The organism is Mesorhizobium sp. M7A.F.Ca.US.007.01.2.1, assembly GCF_003998165.1.
Classification (GTDB): Bacteria; Pseudomonadota; Alphaproteobacteria; order Rhizobiales; family Rhizobiaceae; genus Mesorhizobium; species Mesorhizobium ciceri.
Window position 1 is genome coordinate 17331 of the sequence record NZ_RZQP01000015.1, and the last position, 24432, is coordinate 41762.

A 24432-nucleotide genomic window follows, 5' to 3' on the forward strand; every position below is an offset into this window, starting at 1 on the left:
CCGCGCTGCATAGCGCATCAATTGACGACAGGAAACCGGCGCATACGTGACAATGCCGTTTTGGCCAAAAAGTCGCGCATTGCGAGGCTGGAAGACTGCTTTTCGCCCGCCATTGCCTGCGAGGCGCGCGTTTTTAATTGTTCGACGGCTTGCTTATCGGCCATACTTCACGCCATGCGCTTTCCTGGGCCAGCCGGCTTTTCATCGACGCGCTTTCTTTTCCCGCCCGGCCGGATCCGCCGGGCGCTCCTTTTGGCCCTTCTGATGCTGGCGCCGCAGCACGCTGCCGCCGACGAAGTGAAGGTCTGGGCGGCGGGCGCCTACTCCTTCTCCGACGAGCTTGGCGGCTTCCACATCACCGGCGCCTCGGGCATCGGCACGAAGGACGATCCGTTCGTCATCACCGAAGAGCTGACTTCGTCAACGCCGGTGACGCTGACGATCCGCACGACAAAGCCGATCCAGGCCTTCGGCAAGGCCGGCGAATTCGCCAACGGCATGATGTATATGCGCATCGAGGTGCTCAACAACAGCGGCCAGGCCTGGGTCGAATTCCAGTTCGAATTGCAGGAGATCCTGAACCAGCCGAGCGTGTTCGGCGACGGGCTTTCCTTCGACCAGCGCAACAAGACGCCGGACAATATCCGGTCGAGCAATTTCGCCGATTTCGATCGCGATTTCGAACCCTATGACCGGCTGCTGTTCAGGAATGGCAAGGTCGACCCGCTGAAAACCGCCAGCTTCGAATTCCTGATGACCGACTACACGCCAAGATGGACCTTCTACCTGGTGCAGGATCCGCGCATACCAACGGGCTGACACGATAGGAATTTTTTCTTGACTCGGTGAGCTCAGCTATGGTACATTTTTGCCTATGGTGCTGAGTTGCGCCAGTGACCCGCCGCACAGGCGGGTTTTTCGTTTGATGCTCCGTCAGCCAACGCGCCGGCGAGAGGCTGCGAAGGAACCCAAGCTGCCAGCCTTGCAAATTGCCGCCACGCGGACGAATGTGAATCGATGACTGCCGCTTCCCCAACCAACAGACCTGATATCGCCGACCTGCTGGCGTTTTACGCCAGCGTGGGCGTCGACGAGGCGCTCGAAGAGCAGCCGGTGAACCGGTTCGCCGAGGTTGCGCCAAAGCCGATGGAGCGCGCGCCGATCGCAGCGCCTTCGGGTGACACCGCCGCACCGCTGCGCTCGACGACCGTGTCCCGCGGCGAAGCCGGGGACAGAGCAAATGCACCACCCGTTGCGCGGTCGCCGTCTGCGACGACTGCGGTTCCCGACGAAGCGCAGGCGGCACTTGCCCGCCAATTGGCGACCACAGCAACGACGCTGGACGAGCTTCGCCAGCATATGGCGGCGTTCGAGGGCTGCAATCTCAAGGCCACCGCCAAGAACCTGGTGTTTGCCGACGGCAACCCGGAAGCCGCCGTCATGCTGGTCGGCGAGGCGCCCGGCCGCGACGAGGACATCGAGGGCCTGCCCTTCGTCGGCCGCTCGGGCCGGCTGCTCGACCGCATGCTGGCCGCGATCGGGCTCGACCGCACTTCAGCCTATATCGCCAATGTCATTCCCTGGCGGCCGCCGGGCAATCGCACGCCGACGCCGCACGAAACCGAGATCTGCCGGCCGTTCATCGAACGGCAGATCGAGCTGGTCAATCCCAAGGTGCTGATCAACCTTGGCGGCCCGTCGGCCAAGACCTTGCTCAACACCTCGGAAGGCATATTGCGGCTGCGCGGCAATTGGCGCGTTCACACGACGGCATCCGGCATCGCCATCCCGGCCATGCCGACGCTGCATCCGGCCTATCTCCTGCGAACCCCGTCGCACAAGAAGCTGGCGTGGCGGGATTTCCTCGAAGTGAAGGCAAAGCTGCGAGCGCTCACCTAGCGATAACCTCGCAGGTAATTGAAATGCCGTCCTCACCAGCCTAACCATCCACTCATGACAACAGCCCAAACCTCCGCCGGCAGCCTCATTCGCGAATGGCGCACGCGCCGGCGCATGTCGCAGCTCGACCTGGCCATGGAGGCCGAAATCTCGCAGCGGCATCTGAGCTTCGTCGAAAGCGGTCGCGCCGCGCCCTCGCGCGACATGGTGCTGCATCTGGCCGAGCAATTGTCGATCCCGCTGAGGCAACGCAACCAGTTGCTGCTCGCCGCCGGCTTTGCCCCCAGTTTCGGCGAACGCTCGCTGACCGACACGACAATGGCGCCGGCGATGGCGGCGGTCGAAATCGTGCTCAAAGGCCACGAGCCGTTCCCGGCACTCGCTGTCGACCGCCACTGGAACCTGGTTTCGGCCAACGCCGCCATCGCTCCCTTCCTTGCCGATGTCAGCGAGGCTTCGCTGCTGACGCCGCCGGTCAACGTGCTTCGCCTCAGCCTGCATCCCGGCGGCATCGCGCCACGCATCGTCAATCTTCAGGAATGGCGCACGCATCTGCTCGAGCGCCTGAAACACCAGAATGACGCGAGCGGCGACGCGGTGCTGATCGAACTCGAGCGTGAGCTGAGGACTTATCCGTCAGGCTTGAGAGGCAGCCGGCCGTCGCCGGTCGAGCCGAACGCCATCGTGCATCCGCTCAGGCTGGCGCATGGCGATCAGGTGCTGTCGTTCATCAGCACCATCACCGTGTTCGGCACGCCGCTCGACGTGACGCTTTCGGAACTGGCGATCGAATCGTTTTTCCCCGCCGATGAACAGACGAGGACGGTGCTGGTTCGGTTGGCGAAGGAGCGAGCCGAGCTGTCGTAATCACCCTTCAGGCAAAGATGCCTTGCGCGTGCGGGTGCGCTCCAGGCCGAGTTGGCGTTCGCGCCAGATGATGAAGATGCCGGCGGCGACGACGATCAGGCCGCCGACAAGCATATGGAGCGTGGCGACGTCGCCGAAGACGAGATAGCCGACGACGAGGCCTAGGATCATCGAGGTGTATTCGAACGGCGCCACGACCGAGGCTTCGGCATGGCGATAGGCCGCCGTCATCAGGATCTGGCCAAGGCCGCCGCAGAAGCCGGCGGCAACAAGAAGGGCCGCCTGGAGCGGCGTCAGCGCCTGCCAGCCGAATGGCAGCGAGAGCAGCGACATGACGCTCGCCGTCACCGAAAACCACAGCACGATGGTCGCCGTGCGCTCGCTTTGCACGAGATTGCGCACCAAGAGCATGGCGACGGCCGAGATCGCTGCCGCGACAAGAGCGGCCATGACGCCAAGCACTTCCTGGTCGTCGAGCGCCTCGTCGGAACTCAGCAGCGTCAGTTCCGGCCAGGAGATGATCAGCACGCCGACCAGGCCGACCGCGACCGCACTCCAGCGATACACGCGGATAGCCTCGCCGAGGAAGATGGAGCTGAACACCACCACCAGCAGCGGCTGCGCGTAGTTCAGCGTGATCGCTTCCGGCAGCGGCAGCCGGGTCAACGCGAAAAAGCCGAGCCCCATGGCGCAGACGCCGACCAGGCCGCGGGCGATGTGGTTGAACGGACGCTTGGTGGTGAAGGCAGTGCCGAGTTCTTTCCTGAAGGCCAGGAAGGCGATGATCGGGAAGATGGCGAAGAAAGAGCGGAAGAAGACAATCTGGCCGGCCGGAACGGTGCCTGCGGCTTTGATGCAGGTCTGCATGCCGACGAAGACCGCCACCGACACGATCTTGAGCATGATGCCGGTAAGCGTGTCGTGCCCGCCGGCATCATCGCTGGCTGTGGCCGAGGGGCTGCCGGGGCCTGCTGTCACGCTCCCGACGCTTCTCGGATCGTCGCCCAGATACGCGCCGGCGTTGCCGGCATGTCGATGTGCTTGACGCCATAAGCGCGCCAGAGCGCGTCGGTCACCGCATTGAGTGCCGCCGGGGTCGAGCCGATGGTGCCGGCCTCGCCCGCGCCCTTGATGCCGAGTGCATTGGTCGTCGACGGCACGTTGCGGGTCTCGAAATGGAAGAACGGGAAATTGTCGGCGCGCGGCATGGCGTAATCCATGAAGCTCGCCGTCAAAAGCTGTCCGTCCTCGCCGTAGACAGTGTCCTCGGTCAGTGCCTGGCCGATGCCTTGCACGACGCCGCCATGCACCTGGCCGGCGAGCAGGATCGGGTTCACGGTGACGCCGAAATCATCGACGATGGTGTAGCGGACAATCTCGGTCGCACCGGTGTCGGGATCGATCTCGACCTCGCAGATATGAGTGCCGTTGGGATAGGTGCATTCGTCCTGCACGAACTCGCCAAAGCCCTTGAGGTCGTCAGGCGTCTTGGCGGCCTTGGCGATGCTGGAAAAATCGATCGTGCGGTCGGTGCCGACGATGCGGGCAACACCATCGGACAGCTCGATGTCGCCGGCAGAAGCCTCCAGCTCGTCGGCGGCGATGCGCTTGATCTTGTTGGCCAGATCCTCGCCCGCGCGGGAAGCCGACACACCCCCCAGCGGAATGGAGCGCGAGCCGCCGGTGCCGCCGCCGGCCTTCAATTCGTCGGTATCGCCCTGGCGGACATGGATCTTGTCGATGTCGAGATTGAGCTTTTCCGACAGGAACTGCGCATAGGCGGTGGCATGCCCCTGCCCGTTGGTCTGGGTGCCGATCTTCAGCGTCACCGTGCCGTCGCCATTGAGTTCGACGAAGGCCGGCTCCGAGCCCGGAAAGGCACAGGCCTCGATATAGGTCGCCATGCCGAGACCGCGGATTTTTCCGCCGGCCTTCGACTGCGCCAGCCGCTCCGGAAACGCTTTCCATTCGGATTGCTCAATGGCGCGCTCCATATGGCCTTCGAATTCACCGGTGTCGTAGAGGCGGCCGGTTTGCGTCCGGTAGGGAAATTGCTCCGGCCGGATGAAATTGCGGCGGCGGATCTCCTCGACGGGCAGGCCGAGATCGTGGGCGCAGGCATCGACCAGTTTTTCCAGCAGGAAGGCTGCTTCCGGCCGGCCGGCACCGCGATAGGCATCGACCGGGCAGGTGTTGGTGTAGAGGCCGGTCACCGAGACGTCGAGCGCCTGGATATCGTAGACACCGGTCGACATGGTGACGCCGATATAGGGGATGAACGGACCATATTGCGAGATATAGGCGCCGATGTTGGCGAGCAGGTCCACCTTCATGCCGAGAAAGCGGCCGTCCTTGTCCAGTGCCATCTCGGCCGTGACGAAATTGTCGCGGCCTTGCGCGTCGGTCAGAAAGTGTTCCGTGCGGTCGCCGGCCCATTTCACCGGGCGGCCAAGCCGCTTCGCCGCTTCCAGCACCAGCGGATATTCGCGGTAGACGAAGCTCTTCGGCCCGAAACCACCGCCGACATCTGGCGTTATGACGCGCAACTGGCCCTTCTTGATCTTGAACACGCTGGCCAGGATGTACTGCATGGAGTGCACGCCTTGCGACCCGGTGGTCAGCACGAAGCGCTTCTCCTCGGCGTTCCATTCGCCGATCGCGGAGCGCGGCTCCATGTAGTTGCAGACCAGCCGGTTGTTGACGAACTCGATGCGGGTGACGTGTGCGGCCTTGGCGAAAGCCGCTTCTGTCTTTTTCCTGTCGCCCATGTGGTAGCTGAAGGCGCGGTTGGAACCGAGCTCCGGCCAGACCAGCGGCGTGCCTTCGGCAAGTGCATTTGCAGTCCCGGAGGCTGCGTCTTCGCCGTCATAGTCGACATCGATCAGTTCAGCGGCATCCTGCGCCAAGGCACGGCTGTCGGCGACGACGAAGGCAACGGCATCGCCGACATAGTTGACGCGGTCGCGGCACAGGATCGGGATGTCGCGCGTCGGCGCCTTGGTGCCGTCCGGCTGTTCCTGCATGACGCCGGATTTCAGATCGCCGAGATGGGCAAGGTCCTTGCCGGTCAGTACCAGATGGACGCCAGGTGCGGCCTTCGCCGCCTCGGTCGAACCGATGGTGAAGCTGGCCTTGGCGACCGGCGAACGCAGGACATAGCCATGCAGGACGCCAGCCGGCTGGATGTCGTCGGTATAACGGCCCTGGCCCTGGATGAAGGCGGCATCCTCGCGCCGCAGCACGGATGCGCCCATGCCGAATTTCGGTGTGACGACGGTCATGGATGCCTCGTGATGATGACAGGAGAACGAACGCCTGAAATAGGCATTGCCTCAGTTTTGTCGAGGGGCCGTTTCGTGTAAAGAGCGCGGACTTCAAATTTCTTGGACCAGCGGACACAATCCGCCGCCAACGCAATCGACAGGAAAACCCACGGAATGCGCACGGACACCGGCCAGGTCTTCAAGCTCGAAGACTATCGCCCCAACGACTACCTCATTCCGCAAACCGACCTCACCTTCCGCCTTTCGCCAGACGCAACGCGTGTCATCGCCGTGCTCACGATAGAGCGCCGTGACGGCGTCTCCGTGTCGGCACCGTTGGTGCTCGACGGCGACGGGCTGACGCTCAAGCGCATCGAGATCGACGGCAAGAAGGTAAAACCGGCGGATCTGCTGGCGACGCCTGACCAGCTGACCATCCTCGAGCCACCGGTGGCGCGGCGCTTCCAGTTGCTCATCGAGACCGAGGTGGCGCCGGCGGGCAACGAAGCCCTGATGGGCCTCTACCGCTCGAGCCACGTCTACTGCACGCAATGCGAAGCCGAGGGCTTTCGCCGCATCACCTATTTCCTCGACCGTCCCGATATCCTGTCCGTCTACACGGTGCGCATGGAGGCAATGCGCGACGAGGCGCCGCTGCTCCTGTCCAACGGCAACCCGCTCGAAAAGGGCGACCTCGGCGACGGCTGGCATTATGCCGTGTGGCACGACCCTTTCCCCAAGCCGTCCTATCTGTTCGCATTGGTAGCCGGCAATCTCGGCCGGCTCGCGGACAGTTTCGTCACCCTGTCCGGCCGCACGGTCGAGCTCGGCATCTATGTCGAGCCCGGCAAGGAGACGCTGGCCGGCTATGCGATGGACGCCCTGAAGCGGTCGATGAAATGGGACGAGGAGGCGTTCGGCCGCGAATACGATCTCGACGTCTTCAACATCGTCGCCGTGTCGGACTTCAACATGGGCGCGATGGAGAACAAGGGCCTCAACATCTTCAACGACAAATATGTGCTGGCCGACCGGGAGACCGCGACGGACGCCGATTTCGCCAATATCGAGGCGATCATAGCGCATGAGTATTTCCACAATTGGACAGGCAACAGAATCACTTGCCGCGACTGGTTCCAGCTCTGCCTGAAGGAAGGCCTGACGGTTTTCCGCGACCACGAATTCTCCGCCGACCAGCGCTCGCGCGCGGTCAAGCGTATTGCCGAGGTGCGGACCTTGCGCGCCCACCAGTTTACAGAGGACCAGGGCCCACTGGCGCATCCGGTGCGGCCGCGCCGCTACCGCGAGATCAACAATTTCTACACCGCGACGGTCTACGAGAAGGGCTCCGAAGTGGTGCGCATGATCCGCACAATTCTCGGTGCCGACGTGTTTCGCGCCGGCATGGACCTCTATTTCGAGCGGCACGACGGTGACGCGGCGACGATCGAGGATTTCATCAAGGTGTTCGAGGATGCGTCCGGCCGCGACCTGTCGCAGTTCGCGCTCTGGTATCATCAGGCGGGAACGCCGAACCTGACGATCAGTTCGGCGCACAATCCGGCCGCGCAGGAGTTCACACTCGAAATCGAGCAGTCGGTGCCGCCGACACCCTCCGAAAGCCGCAAGCGGCTGATGCACATCCCGCTCGCTTTCGGGCTGATCGGCGCCGGCGGCAAGCCTGTGCCGTATAGCAGCGTCGAGGGCGCCAGCGTCGAGGACGGCGTCATCCATATCCGCAAGCGCCGCCACATGGTGCGGTTTTCAGGCGTCACCGAGCGCCCGGCCGTGTCGCTCAACCGCGGCTTTTCGGCGCCGGTGACATTGTCCGTCGAGCAGAAAGCCGACGACCAGTTCTTCCTTGCCCGCTATGACAGCGACGCCTTCTCGCGCTGGCAGGCTTTCAACACATTGCTGACCGATGCGCTGATATCAGCGTTCCGCGAGATCCTCGGCGGCAAGCAGCCGGCCTTTGCGCCGCGGCTGACCGAGCTCGCCGGCAGCATTGCCGGCGACGAGACGCTGGAGCCGGCCTATCGGGCATTGGCGCTGGCCCTGCCCGGCGAAGCCGACATTGCCCGCGACATCGGCAGGAACATCGACCCCGATGCCATCTATGCGGCTCGCGAGGCACTGGCGCTGGCGATCGGCACTGCGAACCGGGACGTTTTTTCGGGCCTCTACCTCAGCCTTGCCGACAGAGAAGCGTTCAGCCCCGACGCGGCAAGCGCCGGACGACGCGCCTTGCGCAACACCCTGCTGGATTATCTGTCGCTGCAGCCGGGCGGAGCGGAACTCGCTGCCGGGCATTTCCAGTCCGCGACCAACATGACCGACCGCGCGGCAGCACTTGCCGTGCTCGCGCATCGTCACCACGGTTCGCCCGAGGCGGTCGAGGCGCTGGCGGCTTTCGAGACGACCTACGGGTCCGACCCGCTGATCATGGACAAATGGTTCCAGATCCAGGCCAGCGTACCGGGGCCGCAAACCGTCGACACCGTGAAGGCCTTGACCAACCACCCGGCCTTCTCGATGGGCAATCCGAACCGGGTGCGCTCGCTGATCGGCACCTTCTCCAGCGCCAATCAGACCGGCTTCCACCGGGCCGACGGCGAAGGCTACTGGTTCTTTGCTCAAACCGTCCTCGAGGTTGAAAAGCGCAACCCGCAAGTGGCGGCAAGGCTGGCGACGGCGCTCAGATCCTGGCGTTCGCTCGAACCCTTGCGGCAGGCGAAGGCCAGGGAAGCGCTGCTCTCGATCGCCGGCGCCGAAAACCTGTCGGCGGATCTGCGGGATATTGTCGAGCGCACGCTGGCTTAGCCGCTCTCTTCCTTCCCCCTTGTGGCAGAAGGGAGATCCGTGCACGCCGCCAAGCTGGTGAATTTCAACCAGGACCTGCCAGCAGCGGCTTCCGTTAGGCGCTGCGCCAGCGAAAGCCCATTATTTTAGTCGATTTTTAATCTTTTTTCGCCGGACCACTGGACAAGGCGAATCACCTTTGATTCTTTACTGACGATTCGGAAGTGCGGCGTTTGCCGGATCACCAAGCAGCATAGGCAAATTCGGGGAGTGCCATTTATGGCGAAGGCGGACGCGTGGGGCGCGCCCGGAGGGACGGTTTTTGCGCATCGTGAGACGCGCGGCGACGGTCTTGCCGGGAATACGCGACTCATCGCCGAACCGGCCTACCGGCGGCTTCTGGCCGCCGAGCCGCTGCTGCGCCGATCAATACCCGTCCTCATCATCACCTTCCTGATCGTCATCGCGGCGTTGCGCGTGCTGTCGCTGATGAACGAGCGCGACGATGTCGAGCGCAATGCCAAGGCGATCCTGACGCTGGCGGCGGGCCAGCTGGCCAGTTCGCTCGCCACCACCTCGGAAACGGTGCCCGGCGCCATACAGGATCTGCTGGAGACCACCAGCCGTCAGGGCGCGATGGGCCGCAGCCATGTGCTTGTCATCACCGACAGCGCTTTCAAGATCGTCGCGGTGACGCCACGCTCGATGCCATGGCAGGGCCATTCGCTGGACGGCCTCGTCGAGGGCGGCCAGCCCTTGTTCATGTTCGGCGATCGTGCCGGCGTCATGGACGTCAACATCGACGGACGGGATTGGTACGCCGCGGTCAGCCTGGCGAATGGCGGAAAGGGTGCATCGGCGGCCCTGGTGCCACAGGACGCGGTTTTCGATGCCTGGCGCAAGACCGTTTCGCTGAACGTCACCCTGTTCGTGCTGACGGCCGGTGTGCTGATCGTCATCCTCTATGCCTATTTCGGCCAGGCGGCACGTGCGCAGGCGGCCGACCGCATCTACCTCGAAGCGCATCAGCGCATCGACATGGCGCTGGTTCGCGGCCGCTGCGGCCTGTGGGACTGGGACATGGTGCGCGGCAAGATGTACTGGTCGCGCTCGATGTACGACATGCTCGGCTACAAGCCTTGCGAAACGATGCTGTCCTTCGGCGAGGTCGATCAGATCATCCATCCCGAGGACGGCGACCTGTTCGAGCTCGCCAACAGAATCGTCGCACGCGAGATCGATCACATCGATCAGGTGTTCCGCATGCGCCATGCCGATGGCCAATGGGTCTGGATGCGCGCACGGGCACAGGTCATCGATCCGGAAGCGCCGGAGATCCAGCTGATCGGCATCGCCGTCGACGTCACCGAACAGCGTCATCTGGCGCTGCGTTCCGAGGCTGCCGACCTTCGCCTCAGAACGGCGATCGAGAACATCAACGAATCCTTCGTGCTGTGGGATTCGACGCAGCACCTGATCATGTGCAATTCCAAATACCAGCAGGACAACGGGCTTTCGGACCGCGACGTGATGCCGGGCACCGCGCGCGCGGCGCTGGAAGAACGCATGCTGGCCTTTGCTTCCGAAAGGCGGCTTGCCCACACCGGCGGCCTGCAGGGCGGCGCCACTTTCGAGCGGCAGTTGGCCGACGGCCGCTGGCTGCAGGTCAACGAACTGAAGACCCGGGACGGCGGCATCGTCTCGGTCGGTTCCGACATCACCCAGATCAAGCTGCACCAGGAGAAGCTGGTCGACAGTGAGCGACGGCTGATGGCAACGATCCATGATCTCAGCCTCGCGCGGCGGGCCGAAGAGGAGCGTTCGCGCGAACTGGTCGACCTCAACCGCAAATACATGAAGGAAACCGAACGGGCCGAAGCGGCGAACCGGGCCAAATCCGAATTCCTGGCCAACATGTCGCATGAGTTGCGCACGCCGCTGAACGCCATCATCGGCTTCTCCGAACTGATGGAACAAGGGCTGTTCGGCCCGCTCGGATCGGAGCGCTACGAGGAATATGCCACCGACATCAACAGCAGCGGCAAGTACCTGCTGGGCGTCATCAACGATATTCTCGACATGTCCAAGATCGAGGCCGGCCAGTTCTCTCTGGACCGGGAAGAGATCGACCTCGGCCCGCTGATCAGCGAAACCGTACGCGTCGTTTCGCTGCAGGCGGCGCAAAAGGCCATCACCGTGGAAACGCGCATTGCCGATGCGCTGACGCTGGTCGCCGATCGCCGTGCGATCAAGCAGATCGTCATCAACCTTTTGTCCAATGCGGTGAAGTTCACCGGCCACGGCGGCCACATATCGGTCAGGGCCCGCAACACATCCGGCGCGCTGGTGCTGACGATCGAGGACAATGGCTGCGGCATCCCCAAGGAGGCGCTCGGAAAGCTCGGACGGCCGTTCGAACAGGTGCAGAACCAGTTCTCCAAGAGCCATGCCGGGTCCGGCCTTGGCCTTGCCATCTCACGTTCGCTGGCCGAGCTTCAGGGCGGCGCGCTGAAGATCCGGTCGAGCGAAGGTGTCGGCACTATCGTGTCGGTGCGCATTCCGGTGAAGAAGAGCGTGCTGGCCGTCAAGGTTGCAGCGTGAAGTTTTTATCACCATCCCAGGCCTGATCCACCTCGTGGACGCGAGGTGAAACGCTTTGACAAAGTTATCTATTTTATCTATTTTGGATAAAAAAGAAAGGCCTTGTCATGCGAGTGACTTCAACGGAATTCCAGCAGAATGTCGGGCGTTTTCAGGATGCTGCCCAGCGTGCGCCGGTCGCAATCACAAAGAATGGCCGGACCCACACGGTACTCCTGTCGGCGGCGATGTTCGAGGTCTTGGTCAAGGGACGAGCCGCCCGTCCTGTGGAAGAGCTGGACGACGAGACGCTTAACGCCATCGCCGAAAGCGCCGTATCGAGCGAATATGCCGGGCTTGATGCAATGCTCAAAGACTGGACACCGTGAGCCTGCCCAAACCTATCCCGGGTCTGGTGATTTCCTATTCTTACCTCTGGGTGAGAGAACACGAAAGGGTGCCGAAGAAGGTCGCAAAAACCGACCATGCGCCATTGTCGCCGCGCGCCGGGTCGTGGAGGGCCGTGAAGTCATAACGGTCGTTCCGGTCACACACTCGCCACCAGCTGATCCTGCCGATGCAGTAGAAATACCTGCGCCCCTCAAAGCCTATCTCGGCCTCGATGACACGCCATCATGGATCGTCGTCACCGAAACCAATCATTTCCTCTGGCCGGGTCCCGATCTCAGGCCTATCGCGGGGAGCAAACCGTCCCGATTCGACTATGGCATGCTGCCGCGCGTTTCTATGCCTATCTGCGCGACCGGATTTTGCAGTCTCACGCAAGCCGGGCGCTGCAGCAGATTCGGCGAACAGAGTAGCTGCATGAGACTGGAGGACCACGAAACGTCCCCGATTCCAAGGGACGATCGCTTCCCGGTCATCCCGCACGAAGCAAAAGGTCGAAATCCTTCCTGACCTTCTGCGACGTCTCCTTGAGATGTGCTTCGAGCACACCGAAATCCGGCAGGTCGGTCACCGCCAGAAGCAGATCCGAAAGCCCCGGCGGAACGTCGTCGCGCTCGAAGGCTCCGGTAAGGCACAGCCGCGTCATCTGGGTCAGCGCCAGATAGAGCGCATAGGCGTCGAAAAGCTCCTGCCTCGCCCCGGCATTGGCGAAGCCCGGTGACAGGCGCGAAAGGATTTCGGCGGTACCGGTAACGCGCGGCCCGGCGCCTACCTGCCCGGTGATGACAGCGACTTGGGCGATGAATTCGAGATCGATCAGGCCGCCGGGGATCAGCTTGATGTCCCACAGGTCGCGCGGCGGCTTTTCCTTCTCGATCATAGCCCGCATCTCCGCAGCCTCGGCCATCACCTTTGCAGCATCGCGCGGCTGGCCAAGTGCAGCCGCCACTTCCGCTTCAACCTCACTGCACAGGCTGGCGTCACCGGCAATGGCGCGGGCGCGTGCCAACGCCATGTGTTCCCAGGTCCAGGCTTCCTGGCGCTGGTATTTCTTGAAGGCATCGATATGGGTCGCCACAGGACCCTTGTTGCCTGATGGCCGCAGGCGCAGGTCGAGTTCGTAGAGCACGCCCTCCGCCGTCGGCGCCGACACAGCTGCGATCAGCCGCTGCGTCATGCGGGTGTAGTAATGCGAAGGCGCCAGCGGCTTGTCGCCATCGGACTCCTCGGCGTCCGGCGCGTGGTCGTAAAGCAGGATCAGGTCGACATCCGATCCGGCGGTCAGCTCGCGGCTGCCGAGCTTGCCCATGCCGAGCAGCGCAACCACGCCGCCGGCAATGGTGCCGTGGCGCGCCGCGAATTCGGCCGTCACCGCCTGCAACGCAGCCTCGATGGTGAGATCCGCCAGATCGGAAAAGGCGCGGCCGGCGCGCGCCGGATCGATCGAGCCGGCGAGCAGCCGGACACCGATCAGGAATTTCTGCTCGGAAGCAAAAATGCGCAGCCGGTCGAGCACGTCCTCATAAAGCCGGTCGCCCTCGACAAAGGCGGAAAGCCGTGCCGACAGATAGGCGCGGTCCGGTAGCTCCGTCAGCAAGGCCGGGTCGAGCAGACCATCGAAGACATGCGGCCGGCGGGTGATGATCGCCGCCAGCCGGGGCGCCGCACCCATGATCGTTGCCAGGAGCTTGAGCAGGGCCGGATTGGACTGCAGTAGGGAAAACAGTTGGATGCCGGCCGGCAGGCCGGCGAGAAATTCGTCGAAGCGCATCAGCGCTTCGTCGGCCCGGCGCGTCTGGCCGAAGGAGCGCAGCAGCGCCGGCGTCAATTCCGTCAGCCGCTCGCGCGCCTCCGCCGACTGGGTGACGCGATAGCGACCGAAATGCCAGCCTCGGATGACGCGGCAGATGTCGCTTGGCCGCTGGAAGCCGAGGCCGTGCAAGGTCTGCAGCGTATCGGGATCGTCGACATCGCCGGTGAAGACGAGATTGCCGATGCCTGTCGACAGTTCCGGTGCTGTTTCGAACAGTGCCGCGTAGTGGCGTTCGACCTGCTGCAGCGAGGCGCGAAACGCCTGGGAAAAGGCAGAAGCATCGGCAAAGGCGAGCATGCGGGCGATGCGCTCCAAGCCTTCGTCATCTTCCGGCAGCGTGTGGGTCTGCTCGTCGGCAACCATCTGCACGGCATGTTCGACGCGGCGCAGGAACCAGTACTGGCGGGCGAGCGCATCGCGCGCCTCGATGGTGATCCAGCCGCGTGTCGCAAGCTCGCCGAGCATCGGCACGGTCTCGCGGCCACGCAGTTCAGGGAAGCGTCCGCCGGCGATAAGCTGCTGGGTCTGGACGAAGAACTCGATCTCGCGAATGCCGCCGCGGCCGAGCTTGACGTTGTGGCCCTTGACCGCGATCTCGCCATGGCCCTTGTGGGCGTGGATCTGTCGCTTGATCGAATGGACGTCGGCAATCGCCGCGTAATCCATGTATTTGCGCCAGATATAGGGCTGAAGCTCCTTGAGGAAGGCCGCACCCGCGGCCAGATCGCCGGCCACCGGACGTGCCTTGATCATGGCGGCGCGCTCCCAGTTCTGGCCGCGCGCCTCATAGTAGCGCAGTGCCGCCTCGACCGGGATCGCCAGCGGTGTCGAACCGGGGTCGGGGCGCAGCCTCAGATCGGTTCGGAAGACATATCCGTGCTCGGTGCGGTCCTGCAGGATGCGCACCAGGCGGCGCGTCAGCCGCGAAAACAATTCGGTGGCGTCGAGCGGGTCGACGACCGCCGGTGCTTCCGGATCGAAGAAAACCACCAGATCGATGTCCGAGGAAAAATTCAGCTCATGTGCCCCGAGCTTGCCCATGCCGAGCAGGATCCAACCCGACTGTTTCGACGGGTTGTCGACATCCGGCAGTTTGAGTTTGCCCTGGCCGTGCGCGTCGCGCAGCAGGAAGTCGACGGCGGCACGGGTACAGGCGTCAGCGAGGTCGCTCAACCGCCGGACCGTCAGCGCCGTTTCGGCCTCGCCGGCAAGATCGGCCAGCGCGATGAGGAAATGCGCCTCCGCCTTCCACTGGCGCAGCTCCATCATCAGGCCGGATTCCGAAAGGGTCTCCGCCAAATGCGCCTGGTCTATGGCGGCGCCGATCGCTTTCAGCCGAGCCTCGATTGTCTGCTCGAACAGCCCGTCCAGGATTTGCGGCCGGCGACGTGCCGTATCGCGCAGGAACGGCGACAGATCGAAGACGGCGGCGAGGAAATCCTGGCCCTCCCCTTTGCCGGCCAGAAACTTGGCAAGCCGCGTCAGCCCTTCTTCGCGTGCGGCGGACGCGATCTCGGCCAGTTCCAGCCGCGCACGGTCCTCGTCCAGCGGAACAAGCCTGGCCGCCGGCTTCAGCAGCCAATCTTTCGCTCTCGCAGCCGTGCTCATCAGTGATCCTCCCGAACCGGGAAACTCATGACCACGGATAATCCAGGATTGCCAGGCAAGAGTTCAAGCCGGCCATTGTGGAATGTCATGACGGCCTTGGCGAGGCTGAGGCCAAGACCCGAACCCGGTTGCGAACGGCTCTTCTCCAGCCGCACGAAACGTTCCGTGGCACGCGCGCGGTCGCCATCGTCGGGAATGCCGTGGCCATTGTCGGCAACCGACAGGCGAACGTCCGCACCGGTTCGCTCGAGCGTGACGCGCACCGCCGGCTGGGCATTGGCGCCGGTCGAATATTTGATAGCGTTGTCGACGATGTTCGACAGCGCCTGGCCGATCAGTTCGCGGTTGCCGTTGACGGACACCGCCTCGCGCGCGTCTGCTTCCAGCGACACGCCCGCCTCTTCCGCCACCGGCTCATAGAGCTCGACGACATCGCGCACGGCTTCCGCAAGATCGACGCGGTTCGTATTTTCAGACGAGTAGCCAGCCTCCAGCCGGGAGATCATCAGGATGGCGTTGAAGGTTTTTATCAACTGGTCCGACTCGGCGATGGTGCCTTCCAGCGCCTGCCGGTAGTCGGTGGGCTTTTGCTTGCCCGAAAGCGTCGCTTCGGCCCGGTTGCGCAGCCGGGTCAGCGGCGTCTTCAGATCATGCGCGATGTTGTCGGAAACCTGCTTCAAGCCTTCGTTGAGCGTGGCGATCCTGGCCAGCATGGCATTGAGATTTTCGGAGAGCCGGTCGAACTCGTCGCCAACCCCCGTCACCGGCAGCCTGCCCGACAGATCGCCGCCCATGATGCGACGGCTGGCTTCCGACACGCTGTCGATGCGCTTCAGCGCAGCGCGGCCGACAAAAAACCAGATCAGCAATCCGCCCAGCCCCATCATGCCGAGCGCCAGCATCAGCGCACGGCGGATGACGGCACGAAACCGTTCCGGCTCGCCAAGGTCGCGGCCGACCAGCATGATCATCTGGTTCGGCAGCCGCAGCACCAGCGCAATGGCGTTGTGGCCTTTTTCGCCCTGCGCCTGCGCATCGTTCTGCTCGGATTGGGTGGTGGTGCCCTGCTCGGCGGGAAGGTTGCGCAGGCGCTCGAGCTCTCCCTCGCCAAAGCGCTGATAAGAGAACGGACTGCTGGTCCAGCCTTCGGTTTCGAGAACGCCAGGTTCGAGGCTCTGCACGTTGCCGGTCAGGATCTGGCCGTTGGCGTCGGCGATCAGGTAAAGGTTTGCGCCGGGCTGGCGCGAGCGCGCTTCGACCACGCGGACCAGTACCGGCAGGCCGCCGCGCTGATAGGCGCGGGCAAGGCCGAGCACTTCGTCATTGATGGTCTCCTGCGTCTGCGCGGTCAGCATTCGCGCCGACAGCGAGGTCATGTAGAAGACGAGCGCCACCGCGCAGAGCGCGAAGAGCAGGAAGTAGAGCGCCGAAAGCCGCGCTGCCGTCGTCTTCATGATGGCTGGCACGGAAAGAGCCATGCCGCAGCTAACCACTCTTCAGCATATAGCCGGCGCCGCGAACCGTATGCAGGATGGGCTTGTCGAAGCCCTTCTCGATCTTGCCACGCAGCCGGGAGACATGGACGTCGATGACATTGGTCTGCGGATCGAAATGGTAGTCCCAGACATTTTCCAGCAGCATGGTGCGCGTCACCACCTGGCCGGCATGCCGCATCAGATATTCGAGCAAGCGGAACTCACGCGGCTGCAGCGTTATCTCGCGTGACGCACGGCGGACCGAATGCGACAGCCTGTCGAGTTCGAGATCGCCGACGCGGTAGACGGTTTCCGCTTCCTTGGCACTGGCGCGCCGGTTCAGCACCTCGACGCGGGCGAGAAGCTCGGAGAAGGCATAGGGCTTTGTCAGGTAATCGTCGCCGCCGGCGCGCAAACCCGTGACCCGGTCATCGACCTCGCCGAGCGCCGACAGGATCAGCACCGGCGTCGTGTTGCCCCTGGACCTGAGACCGGCAATGACCGACAGGCCGTCGCGACGCGGCATCATCCGGTCGATCACCATCACGTCGTAGTCGCCGGCGTCGGCGAGCGCAAAGCCGGTTTCGCCGTCACCGGCGACATGCGCGGTGTGACCGGCCTCGGCAAAGGCTTTCTGCAAGTAATCCGCAGCCTCGCGATCGTCTTCTATGACGAGAATCTTCATAGGGCTGTTATACGCGATTTCGCCGGAAGGTTGAGTGGCAGACATCTGCATTGTGGCCTTTGCCAAAGCGCATCGCGACCGAGATCGCTCGAAGCAGTGCGCGATAAAGCTGCTCGTTGCCGATGTCGTTGGCATCGGATCGTTGAAGCGCTTTTGAAAATTGTGCGGCAGCGGGCGATGGGAAGCCCGCTGCCGCCGGGGGAAGGCGCGATGACTGACTAACGCGCGCTCCTCCATGCTTTCCCGTACGGCGGCTCGGGGGTGTTGAACCGTCGCACTGGAAAAGTCCAACTTGCCGCCGGAACGCCCTCACCCGCCTCGGAAAGCCGAGAGAACGCTCCGGGGCCGACCTCAGCCCTTGGCGACGGGCAGCGCGACGAAACGATTGGTGTCGTCGCGGGTGATCTGCATCAGCACCGCCTTGCGGCCGGATTTGACCGCTTCGGTCATCGCCTTGGTGACGTCGTCGGTGCCGTTCACTTCGGTCGAATTGACCGATGTGATGACGTCGCCCGGCTGGATGCCGCGATCGGCGGCATCGCTGTCGGGATCGACGTCGGTCACCACCAGCCCCTTGCCGTTTTCGGACTTGGTGACGGTCAGGCCGAGATCGGCCAGCGTGTCGGGCTTTGCCGGAGCGGCAGGCTGCGACTGGTCGACAGAGGCCTGCTTGTCGCTCGAGGGCAGTTTGCCGAGATCGACCTTGACCGTCTGGCTCTTGCCGTCGCGCCACACGGTGACGTCAACCGACTTGCCAGGCGAGTAGGCGCCGATCAGCCGTGCCAGTTCCTTCGGCGAAGCGACGTCCTTGCCGTTGACCTGGGTGATCACGTCACCGGCCGTGATGCCCGCCTTCTTGCCGGGACCATCGTCCTGGGCACTGGAAACCAGTGCGCCGTTGTTGGACTTCAGACCAAGCGACTCAGCGATGTCGGAGGTGACCGGCTGGATTTCCACACCGAGCCAGCCCCGCTGAACGGAACCGCTCTTCATCAGGTCCTGAACGACCTGCTTGGCGGTCGAAGCGGGAATGTCGAAGGCGATGCCGACGCTGCCGCCGGACGGCGAGAAGATCGCGGTGTTGATGCCGACGACCTGGCCGTTGAGGTTGAAGGTCGGGCCGCCAGAATTGCCGCGGTTGACCGATGCGTCGATCTGGATGAAGTCGTCATAAGGGCCAGCGCCGATGTCGCGGCCGCGGGCGGAGACGATGCCGGCGGTGACGGTGCCACCAAGGCCGAACGGATTGCCGACGGCCACCACCCAGTCGCCGACGCGAACCTTGGAGTCATCGGCGAAGTCGACATAGGTAAACTTGCCGACGCCATCGACCTTGAGCACGGCGAGATCGGTGCGCGGGTCGGTGCCGATCAGCTTGGCGTCGAGTTCCTTGCCGTCATTCATCACCACGGTGAAGGCCGAGCCTTCCGAAACGACGTGGTTGTTGGTGACGAGATAGCCGTCATCCGAGATGAAGAAGCCGGAACCTTGTGCAACCGGCCGCGGCTGGTCGTTGTTGCGGTCGCGATGGCTGAAGCGCCTGTTGCCGCCACCCTGGCCGTCCTGATCACCAAAGCCACGGAATTCCTTGAAGAAGCGGCGCAGTTGCGGATTGTTGGGCAGGTTGTTCATGCCATCCTGATCGTCGGACGGGTCCGAGCCGTCATCGGCGGCCGGGCTGATCTTGGCCTTGACCTTGACGCTGACAACAGCGGGAGAAACCCGCTCGACGACATCGGCGAAGCCCGGTACCTGCGGCGCCTCGACGCGCACGGCATCGGCCAGAACAGGGCTGGTTCCGCTGGTCAGCGCACCGACGCCGATCGCACCGGCCACGGCGACAGACGCGACGGCAGCCATGAGACGCTTGCGGGTGACGGAATATGAACGGGGGGCAATATTCATGGATCTCGTATCCTCTTTCCAAATGGACGCTGCTGATGGGCATCCTCAAGCAAGAGAATTAGAGTGGCGCACATTACAGCGCCATTTCCGACACATGAAACTTTGGTAATGTTTTGGGGTCGGGAGACGCACAAACCCGTTGGCCGCGATGCCCTATGCGCTATCTTGTACACAACTCAGCACAAGGCTTTCATAAATGACAGCAAGCACCACCATGGCCATCCGGCTCTCTTCTGAAACCAAGCTGAAGCTGGAGCGGATCGCCGCCGATACCCGGCGTCAGAGCGTCGTTATCCTGCGCGTCATTCGCACGTCGCGGGACTGGCCCTCGGAGGAATGGCCGAGCTAATTGCCTAGTATCTTGTCCAGCGCCGCCTGTTCCTCAGTGGTCAGCGCATTGGTTGCCGTCGAGCGACGCGACCGCGCGGTCAGCACGATGAAAACGCCTCCCACCAGCAACAGCAGGACAGGCGTGCCCCACAGCAATGCATTGCGCAGGTCGAAACGCGGCTTGAGCAGCACGAACTCGCCATAGCGCGAAACCACGTAGTCCATGACCTGCTGGTCAGTGTCGCCGGCGACGAGGCGCTGACGCACGAGAACGCGCAGGTCGCGGGCAAGGTCGGCATCGGATTCGTCGATCGACTGGTTCTGGCAGACCATGCAGCGCAAGCCTTCCGAAAGCGCCCGAGCCCGCGCCTCAAGTGCAGGATCAGGCAGCATCTCGTCAGGCTTCACCGCCAAGGCCGTGCCGGCAAAAAACAGCGCCAGCAGCAGGATAATGGAGGTCAGCGAAAGCCGTGCGTTCATGGCAGGGTCGCGGATGGCACCACGCTCGGCTGCTTGCGCCGTCGCGACGGCGCGCCGACGCGCAGGCGCCGGTCCATCAGCGACATCGCCGCGCCCGCCATCATCATCAGGCCACCGCCCCAGATCAACGTCACCAGCGGCTTCCACCACAAACGCACGACGACCGAACCGTCTTTGCCCTCGTCGCCGAGCGAGATGTAGAGCTGCGAGAAACCGATCGTCCTGATGCCGGATTCCGTCGTCGTCATCTGCCGCACCGGATAAAATCGCTTGGCGGAGCTGATTTCGCCAACAGGGCTGCCGCTGACGCCGATCAGCTCGAAGCGGCCGCGATCCTCGCTGTAATTCGGTCCCTGGGCCGGATAAAGCCCGACGAAACGCAGCGTATGGCCGGACAGTTCGACGGTCTCGCCGGCATGCATCGACAGGATCTTCTCGGTGCCGAAGCAAAGTGTGCCGACGATGCCGAGCGTGGTCAGGCCGAGGCCGAGGTGAGCGAAGGCTGTGCCGAAGACCGAGCGCGGCAAGCCGAGCAAGCGCCGGACCATGATCCCCGTTGCGACGGTCCGAAAGCCGGATTTGACGGCGAGATCGGTGAGCGCGCCAAGGATCAGCCAGACGGCAAGGCCTACGCCCAGGGCTGCGAACACCGAGGCGCCGTCGATGAACAGAGCGGTGACCAGCGTCGCCAGCAGCGCCGCTGCAAAGGCCACCATCAGGCGCTGCGCGACGGCGAAAACATCGCCGCGCTTCCAGGCCAGCAACGGCCCGAACGGAACCACGAGCAGCAGCGGCACCATCAGCGGCCCGAAGGTGAGATTGAAGAACGGCGCGCCGACCGAGATCTTGTCGGCTGAAAAGGCTTCGACAGCGAGCGGATAGAGTGTGCCGACAAGCACGGTCGCCGTCGCCGTGGTCAGGAACAGATTGTTGAGGACGAGTGCCCCTTCTCGGGAAATCGGGTGGAACAGGCCGCCGGTCGTCAACCGGGAAGCGCGCAGCGCAAACAGCGCCAGCGAGCCGCCGATAAACAGCGTCAGGATGCACAGGATAAACACGCCCCGGGTCGGATCGGTGGCAAAGGCGTGCACCGAGGTCAGCACGCCCGAACGCACGAGGAAGGTGCCGAGCAGCGACAGCGAAAAGGTCAGGATGGCGAGCAGCAGCGTCCAGATCTTCAGCGCCGAGCGCTTTTCCATGACAATGGCCGAATGGAGCAGCGCGGTGCCCGCCAGCCACGGCATGAAAGACGCGTTCTCGACTGGATCCCAGAACCAGAAACCGCCCCAGCCAAGTTCATAGTAGGCCCAGTACGATCCCATGGCGATGCCGCCGGTCAGGAACATCCAGGCGACCAGCGTCCACGGCCGCACCCAGCGCGCCCAGGACGCGTCGATGCGGCCTTCGATGAGAGCGGCGACCGAGAAGGAAAAACAGATCGAGAAGCCGACATAGCCGAGATAGAGGAACGGCGGGTGGATGGCGAGGCCGAGATCCTGCAGGATCGGGTTGAGATCGCGGCCTTCGATCGGCGCCGGATTGAGCCGGATGAACGGATTGGACGTCGCCAGAATGAACAGGAAGAAGGCGGCGCCGATGGCGCCTTGCACCGCAAGCACATTGGCGCGCAGCGTCGCCGGCAGGTTGGAGCCGAAAGCGGCGACGAGTGCGCCGAAGAAGGTCAGGATCAACACCCAAAGCAGCATCGAGCCTTCATGATTGCCCCAGGTTCCGGTGATCTTGTAGATCAACGGCTGCAAGGAATGCGAGTTTTCCCACACGCTTGCCACCGAGAAATCGGAGCTCGCATAGGCACTCGCCAGCGCTGCGAAAGACAGCGCCGTCAAGGCGAAGCCGGTCACCGCGACCGGACCGCCGACGGCCATCAGGCGCTGGTTGTTCAGGCGTGCGCCAAACAGCGGCACGAGCGTCTGCACCAGCGAAAGCGCAAACGCCAGGACGAGGGCGAAATGTCCGGTTTCAACCATGCCCGTGATCCACTGTCGCTCTCCTGCCGGAGCTATTCACTCTTGCTCTCCTGCCACACGCCCTTGGCCTTGAGGCCGTCCGCAACCTCCTTGGGCATATAGCGCTCATCATGCTTGGCCAGCACGCTATCGGCAACAAAAACCCCGTCCGGGCCGAAACTACCCTCGGTGATGACGCCCTGCTCTTCGCGGAAAAGGTCGGGCAGGATGCCGGTGTAGGTGACCTTGACCGATTTGTGCGTGTCGGTGACCGAAAAGCCGACCGTGGCCCCCTGCCCGCGCTGGATCGTGCCTTTTTCGACCAATCCACCCAACCGGATGCGCTGGCCAGGCTGGACGCTTGCCGTGGTGAGATCGGCCGGCATGTAGAAATAAGAGGCCTTCTGGCCAAGCGCGTAGAAAGTCAGCCCGGTCGCGGCACCCAGGAAGACCAGGCCGCCCGCGATCACCGACAATCGTTTCTGCTTGCGCGTCATGTCTTGTTCTACTCCGTCGCCGCAAGCCCAAGCGAAACGGCAAAGGCGGTGAACTTCTTCGCCTGGTCACTGTCGGCCCCAAAGACGGCAATGGCGCGACCGAGCGCCTCACGCGCCTGATCGGCCTTGCCAAGCACGACATAGGAACGAACGAGCCGCATCCATCCTTCCGGGTCGTGCGGATTTTGCCGCAGTTTGTCGTCAAGGCCGGCAACCATGGTGTTGATCATGGCTTCCCGATCCTGCGGCGACATCGAGGATGCGGCGTCGATATCGCCGGCATCGGGGCCGTTGGCGGCGCCGCCGGAAGCCACTTCGGGGTTGCCGGACTTGGCCAGCGCCTGCTCGACGGCACCGCGCCATGGCGAGTCCGGCGGCAATCTGCCCAGCATCGCCTGCCATGCCGTGGTCGCTTCCTTGGCGCGACCCTCCTGCGCCAACGCCATGGCCAGGTAGAAACTGGCCTTCGCATTGGCCGGATCGAGCTTCAGGGCTGCCTCGAAAGCATCCTGGGCATCGGCCGAGACAATGCCGCCTGCCGCGCCGGCGATCGCCTCTCCGAGACCGGCCTGGCGAACGGCGCTGTCGCCATCAAGCCGAATGGCGTTGCGATAGGCATCCGCCGCGTCGGAAAAGCGCTGCATGCGCAGATAGACCGGGGCAAGCACGTCCCAGCCCCTGCCATCGGTGGGATTGGCGGCCAGATGGGCTTCGGCCCGCGCCACCAGTTCGTCGACCGAACTGTCGGCGGGATTCTTGGCCAACCGCTCGCTGAGCGGTTGTGACGGCAGGTCGGGAGAGCCAAGCTTGACATAGAGCCCCCAACTGACCAGCGGCACCGCCAGCACGGCTACGGTTGCCACCAGCCTTGCGGTGGCCGGCGCTCGGCCCGCGTTTGCGCCGCCGGCGGTACCCGCATTGTCAAGGCGAAGGATGCGGCGAGCGATCTCGGCGCGGGCCTCGGCCGCTTCGGCCGGCTGGATCAAGCCACGCGCAGCGTCGCGGTCAAGCTCGGACAGTTGGTCGCGATAGACTTCGAGATCATGTTCGCCGCTCGACGACGCGCCCTTCGCGCTGGCGGCCAGCGGCAACAGCACCGCCAGGCTTGCACCCAGCGTGAGAATGGCGGCTATGACCCAGAACAGCATGGTTCTTCCAATAACGGCAGAGCTCTGCCGTGCCAACAGATGCATGCTGCGACGCTTTGACGACGCCAGCCGCCAATCGTCGGCAGACGGTCGTCAGGTCAGCGGCGTCCAGCTGCCATCGGCGTTGCGGCAAGCGGTTCCGCGCGCCGTGACTCCGGCGCCGCCGGAAAACACCGTCTGCGTGTACTGGCGGCAGTCCTGCGAACCGACGCGGTAGGGCTGGGCCGGAACCACCTCGCCGTAGCGCGAAGCCTGGGCGCCTTTCCACGTCACCTTCTGGCCGCTGGTCGTGTATTCCAGCGCTTTGTACTCAGCCTCGAGCGCGCTGCGCTTCTCGGTCTCGCTGAGGCCGTTGCCGATCGCCCCGCTGATGAGGCCGCCGCCCATCGCCGAAATGATCGTCGTGGTCACCTTGCCGCTGGAAGGAGGTGTCGAGGCCGGTGTCGCTGCCACGGTTGGACCCTTGCCGCTCAAGGTGGTGCAGCCGGAAACAGCCAGCAATGCGGAAACAAGCGCGACGCGAATCTTCATGCCAACAACCGGTTTTCTTGAGTTGGAGCCTGCCATGGATGCGCCGGGGGCCGCGTCATCGAGAAGTCGGCGTGGCCATAGTATTGATATTTGTCGGAAATTTGGCCGCTGGCCGCTGCGGGACCAATGGACATGCCGCCAACAACATCTCCCGCCCCTCTATGTCGATCGGCTCTG

General features: G+C 63.6%; 19 protein-coding genes. 7 read left to right on the forward strand and 12 right to left on the reverse strand.

Features of this window, described 5'->3' with window-relative positions:
* Window positions 1–17: 17 nt before the first annotated feature.
* Window positions 18–164 (reverse strand): hypothetical protein, encoded by a 147-nt coding sequence (locus EN949_RS35785; protein WP_156949323.1) that lies wholly within the window; start codon window positions 162–164, stop codon window positions 18–20.
* A gap of 10 nt (window positions 165–174) precedes the next feature.
* On the opposite strand from EN949_RS35785, the gene EN949_RS04955 reads away from it, so the two are divergent.
* The 3 genes from EN949_RS04955 (at window position 175) to EN949_RS04965 (ending at window position 2766) form a co-directional block, all read left to right on the forward strand.
* A complete protein-coding gene (locus tag EN949_RS04955) occupies window positions 175–819 on the forward strand; it encodes a hypothetical protein (RefSeq protein ID WP_084015702.1) in 645 nt (214 codons plus the stop codon).
* Window positions 820–1017: 198 nt separating this feature from the next.
* Window positions 1018–1899: a uracil-DNA glycosylase gene (locus EN949_RS04960; protein WP_064993390.1), complete on the forward strand. Its 882-nt coding sequence runs from the start codon at window positions 1018–1020 to the stop codon at window positions 1897–1899.
* Between the two features lie 54 nt (window positions 1900–1953).
* Window positions 1954–2766 (forward strand): helix-turn-helix transcriptional regulator, encoded by an 813-nt coding sequence (locus tag EN949_RS04965; protein WP_027162965.1) that lies wholly within the window; start codon window positions 1954–1956, stop codon window positions 2764–2766.
* Here the strand turns inward: EN949_RS04965 and EN949_RS04970 are convergent, their stop codons facing one another.
* Entirely contained in the window at window positions 2767–3669 is a 903-nt protein-coding gene (locus tag EN949_RS04970) for a DMT family transporter (protein ID WP_245461993.1), read from the reverse strand.
* Between the two features lie 71 nt (window positions 3670–3740).
* Window positions 3741–6047 carry a xanthine dehydrogenase family protein molybdopterin-binding subunit gene (locus EN949_RS04975; RefSeq protein WP_127367178.1) on the reverse strand — a complete coding sequence of 769 codons (2307 nt, stop codon included), beginning with the start codon at window positions 6045–6047 and terminating at the stop codon, window positions 3741–3743.
* Between the two features lie 156 nt (window positions 6048–6203).
* Here EN949_RS04975 and pepN point away from each other — a divergent pair, with 156 nt between their 5' ends.
* The 3 genes from pepN to EN949_RS04990 all read left to right on the forward strand — a co-directional run bounded on the left by pepN (window position 6204) and on the right by EN949_RS04990 (window position 11797).
* Window positions 6204–8849 (forward strand): aminopeptidase N, encoded by a 2646-nt coding sequence (gene pepN / locus EN949_RS04980; protein WP_127371004.1) that lies wholly within the window; start codon window positions 6204–6206, stop codon window positions 8847–8849.
* 258 nt (window positions 8850–9107) lie between these two features.
* On the forward strand, window positions 9108–11429 hold the full coding sequence (locus tag EN949_RS04985) for a PAS domain-containing sensor histidine kinase (protein WP_127367281.1): 2322 nt from the start codon (window positions 9108–9110) through the stop codon (window positions 11427–11429).
* Between the two features lie 107 nt (window positions 11430–11536).
* Entirely contained in the window at window positions 11537–11797 is a 261-nt protein-coding gene (locus EN949_RS04990) for a type II toxin-antitoxin system prevent-host-death family antitoxin (RefSeq protein WP_127367280.1), read from the forward strand.
* Between the two features lie 491 nt (window positions 11798–12288).
* Here EN949_RS04990 and EN949_RS05000 read toward each other — a convergent pair whose 3' ends face one another.
* From EN949_RS05000 to EN949_RS05015, 4 genes are all read right to left on the reverse strand, one after another.
* Entirely contained in the window at window positions 12289–15237 is a 2949-nt protein-coding gene (locus tag EN949_RS05000) for a bifunctional [glutamine synthetase] adenylyltransferase/[glutamine synthetase]-adenylyl-L-tyrosine phosphorylase (protein ID WP_127371005.1), read from the reverse strand.
* A complete protein-coding gene (locus tag EN949_RS05005) occupies window positions 15237–16715 on the reverse strand; it encodes a HAMP domain-containing sensor histidine kinase (protein WP_127371006.1) in 1479 nt (492 codons plus the stop codon). Before EN949_RS05005 ends, EN949_RS05000 begins: the two co-directional genes overlap by 1 nt.
* Window positions 16716–16722: 7 nt before the next feature.
* Window positions 16723–17397 (reverse strand): response regulator transcription factor, encoded by a 675-nt coding sequence (locus tag EN949_RS05010; RefSeq protein ID WP_023812818.1) that lies wholly within the window; start codon window positions 17395–17397, stop codon window positions 16723–16725.
* A 351-nt stretch (window positions 17398–17748) separates the two neighbouring features.
* Window positions 17749–19302: a Do family serine endopeptidase gene (locus EN949_RS05015; protein ID WP_013532632.1), complete on the reverse strand. Its 1554-nt coding sequence runs from the start codon at window positions 19300–19302 to the stop codon at window positions 17749–17751.
* Between the two features lie 196 nt (window positions 19303–19498).
* On the opposite strand from EN949_RS05015, the gene EN949_RS36125 reads away from it, so the two are divergent.
* Window positions 19499–19651 (forward strand): hypothetical protein, encoded by a 153-nt coding sequence (locus EN949_RS36125; RefSeq protein WP_206523618.1) that lies wholly within the window; start codon window positions 19499–19501, stop codon window positions 19649–19651.
* Here EN949_RS36125 and EN949_RS05025 read toward each other — a convergent pair.
* The 5 genes from EN949_RS05025 to EN949_RS05045 all read right to left on the reverse strand — a co-directional run bounded on the left by EN949_RS05025 (window position 19648) and on the right by EN949_RS05045 (window position 24255).
* Window positions 19648–20112, reverse strand: a complete 465-nt coding sequence (locus tag EN949_RS05025) for a cytochrome c-type biogenesis protein (protein ID WP_013532633.1) — start codon at window positions 20110–20112, stop codon at window positions 19648–19650. The genes EN949_RS36125 and EN949_RS05025 overlap by 4 nt on opposite strands.
* Window positions 20109–22100: a heme lyase CcmF/NrfE family subunit gene (locus tag EN949_RS05030; protein WP_127367143.1), complete on the reverse strand. Its 1992-nt coding sequence runs from the start codon at window positions 22098–22100 to the stop codon at window positions 20109–20111. The genes EN949_RS05025 and EN949_RS05030 overlap by 4 nt, the downstream gene beginning before the upstream one ends.
* 32 nt (window positions 22101–22132) lie before the next feature.
* Entirely contained in the window at window positions 22133–22576 is a 444-nt protein-coding gene (gene ccmE / locus EN949_RS05035; RefSeq protein ID WP_013532635.1) for a cytochrome c maturation protein CcmE, read from the reverse strand.
* Window positions 22577–22584: 8 nt separating this feature from the next.
* Window positions 22585–23724 (reverse strand): c-type cytochrome biogenesis protein CcmI, encoded by a 1140-nt coding sequence (gene ccmI, locus EN949_RS05040; RefSeq protein ID WP_127366611.1) that lies wholly within the window; start codon window positions 23722–23724, stop codon window positions 22585–22587.
* Window positions 23725–23817: 93 nt separating this feature from the next.
* Window positions 23818–24255, reverse strand: a complete 438-nt coding sequence (locus EN949_RS05045; RefSeq protein WP_013532637.1) for a hypothetical protein — start codon at window positions 24253–24255, stop codon at window positions 23818–23820.
* Window positions 24256–24432 lie beyond the last annotated feature (177 nt).

Coding starts and splice junctions, on each gene's coding strand:
- EN949_RS05015 (WP_013532632.1), bottom strand. CDS start 19,302: ATGAATATTGCCCCCCGTTCATATTCCGTCACCCGCAAGCGTCTCATG.
- EN949_RS04975 (WP_127367178.1), bottom strand. CDS start 6,047: ATGACCGTCGTCACACCGAAATTCGGCATGGGCGCATCCGTGCTGCGG.
- EN949_RS36125 (WP_206523618.1), top strand. CDS start 19,499: ATGACAGCAAGCACCACCATGGCCATCCGGCTCTCTTCTGAAACCAAG.
- EN949_RS04960 (WP_064993390.1), top strand. CDS start 1,018: ATGACTGCCGCTTCCCCAACCAACAGACCTGATATCGCCGACCTGCTG.
- EN949_RS04955 (WP_084015702.1), top strand. CDS start 175: ATGCGCTTTCCTGGGCCAGCCGGCTTTTCATCGACGCGCTTTCTTTTC.
- EN949_RS04985 (WP_127367281.1), top strand. CDS start 9,108: ATGGCGAAGGCGGACGCGTGGGGCGCGCCCGGAGGGACGGTTTTTGCG.
- EN949_RS04970 (WP_245461993.1), bottom strand. CDS start 3,669: ATGCTCAAGATCGTGTCGGTGGCGGTCTTCGTCGGCATGCAGACCTGC.
- EN949_RS04965 (WP_027162965.1), top strand. CDS start 1,954: ATGACAACAGCCCAAACCTCCGCCGGCAGCCTCATTCGCGAATGGCGC.
- EN949_RS05000 (WP_127371005.1), bottom strand. CDS start 15,237: ATGAGCACGGCTGCGAGAGCGAAAGATTGGCTGCTGAAGCCGGCGGCC.
- ccmE (WP_013532635.1), bottom strand. CDS start 22,576: ATGACGCGCAAGCAGAAACGATTGTCGGTGATCGCGGGCGGCCTGGTC.
- EN949_RS05025 (WP_013532633.1), bottom strand. CDS start 20,112: ATGAACGCACGGCTTTCGCTGACCTCCATTATCCTGCTGCTGGCGCTG.
- EN949_RS05045 (WP_013532637.1), bottom strand. CDS start 24,255: ATGAAGATTCGCGTCGCGCTTGTTTCCGCATTGCTGGCTGTTTCCGGC.
- EN949_RS05030 (WP_127367143.1), bottom strand. CDS start 22,100: ATGGTTGAAACCGGACATTTCGCCCTCGTCCTGGCGTTTGCGCTTTCG.
- EN949_RS05005 (WP_127371006.1), bottom strand. CDS start 16,715: ATGGCTCTTTCCGTGCCAGCCATCATGAAGACGACGGCAGCGCGGCTT.
- EN949_RS35785 (WP_156949323.1), bottom strand. CDS start 164: ATGGCCGATAAGCAAGCCGTCGAACAATTAAAAACGCGCGCCTCGCAG.
- EN949_RS05010 (WP_023812818.1), bottom strand. CDS start 17,397: ATGAAGATTCTCGTCATAGAAGACGATCGCGAGGCTGCGGATTACTTG.
- pepN (WP_127371004.1), top strand. CDS start 6,204: ATGCGCACGGACACCGGCCAGGTCTTCAAGCTCGAAGACTATCGCCCC.
- EN949_RS04990 (WP_127367280.1), top strand. CDS start 11,537: ATGCGAGTGACTTCAACGGAATTCCAGCAGAATGTCGGGCGTTTTCAG.
- ccmI (WP_127366611.1), bottom strand. CDS start 23,724: ATGCTGTTCTGGGTCATAGCCGCCATTCTCACGCTGGGTGCAAGCCTG.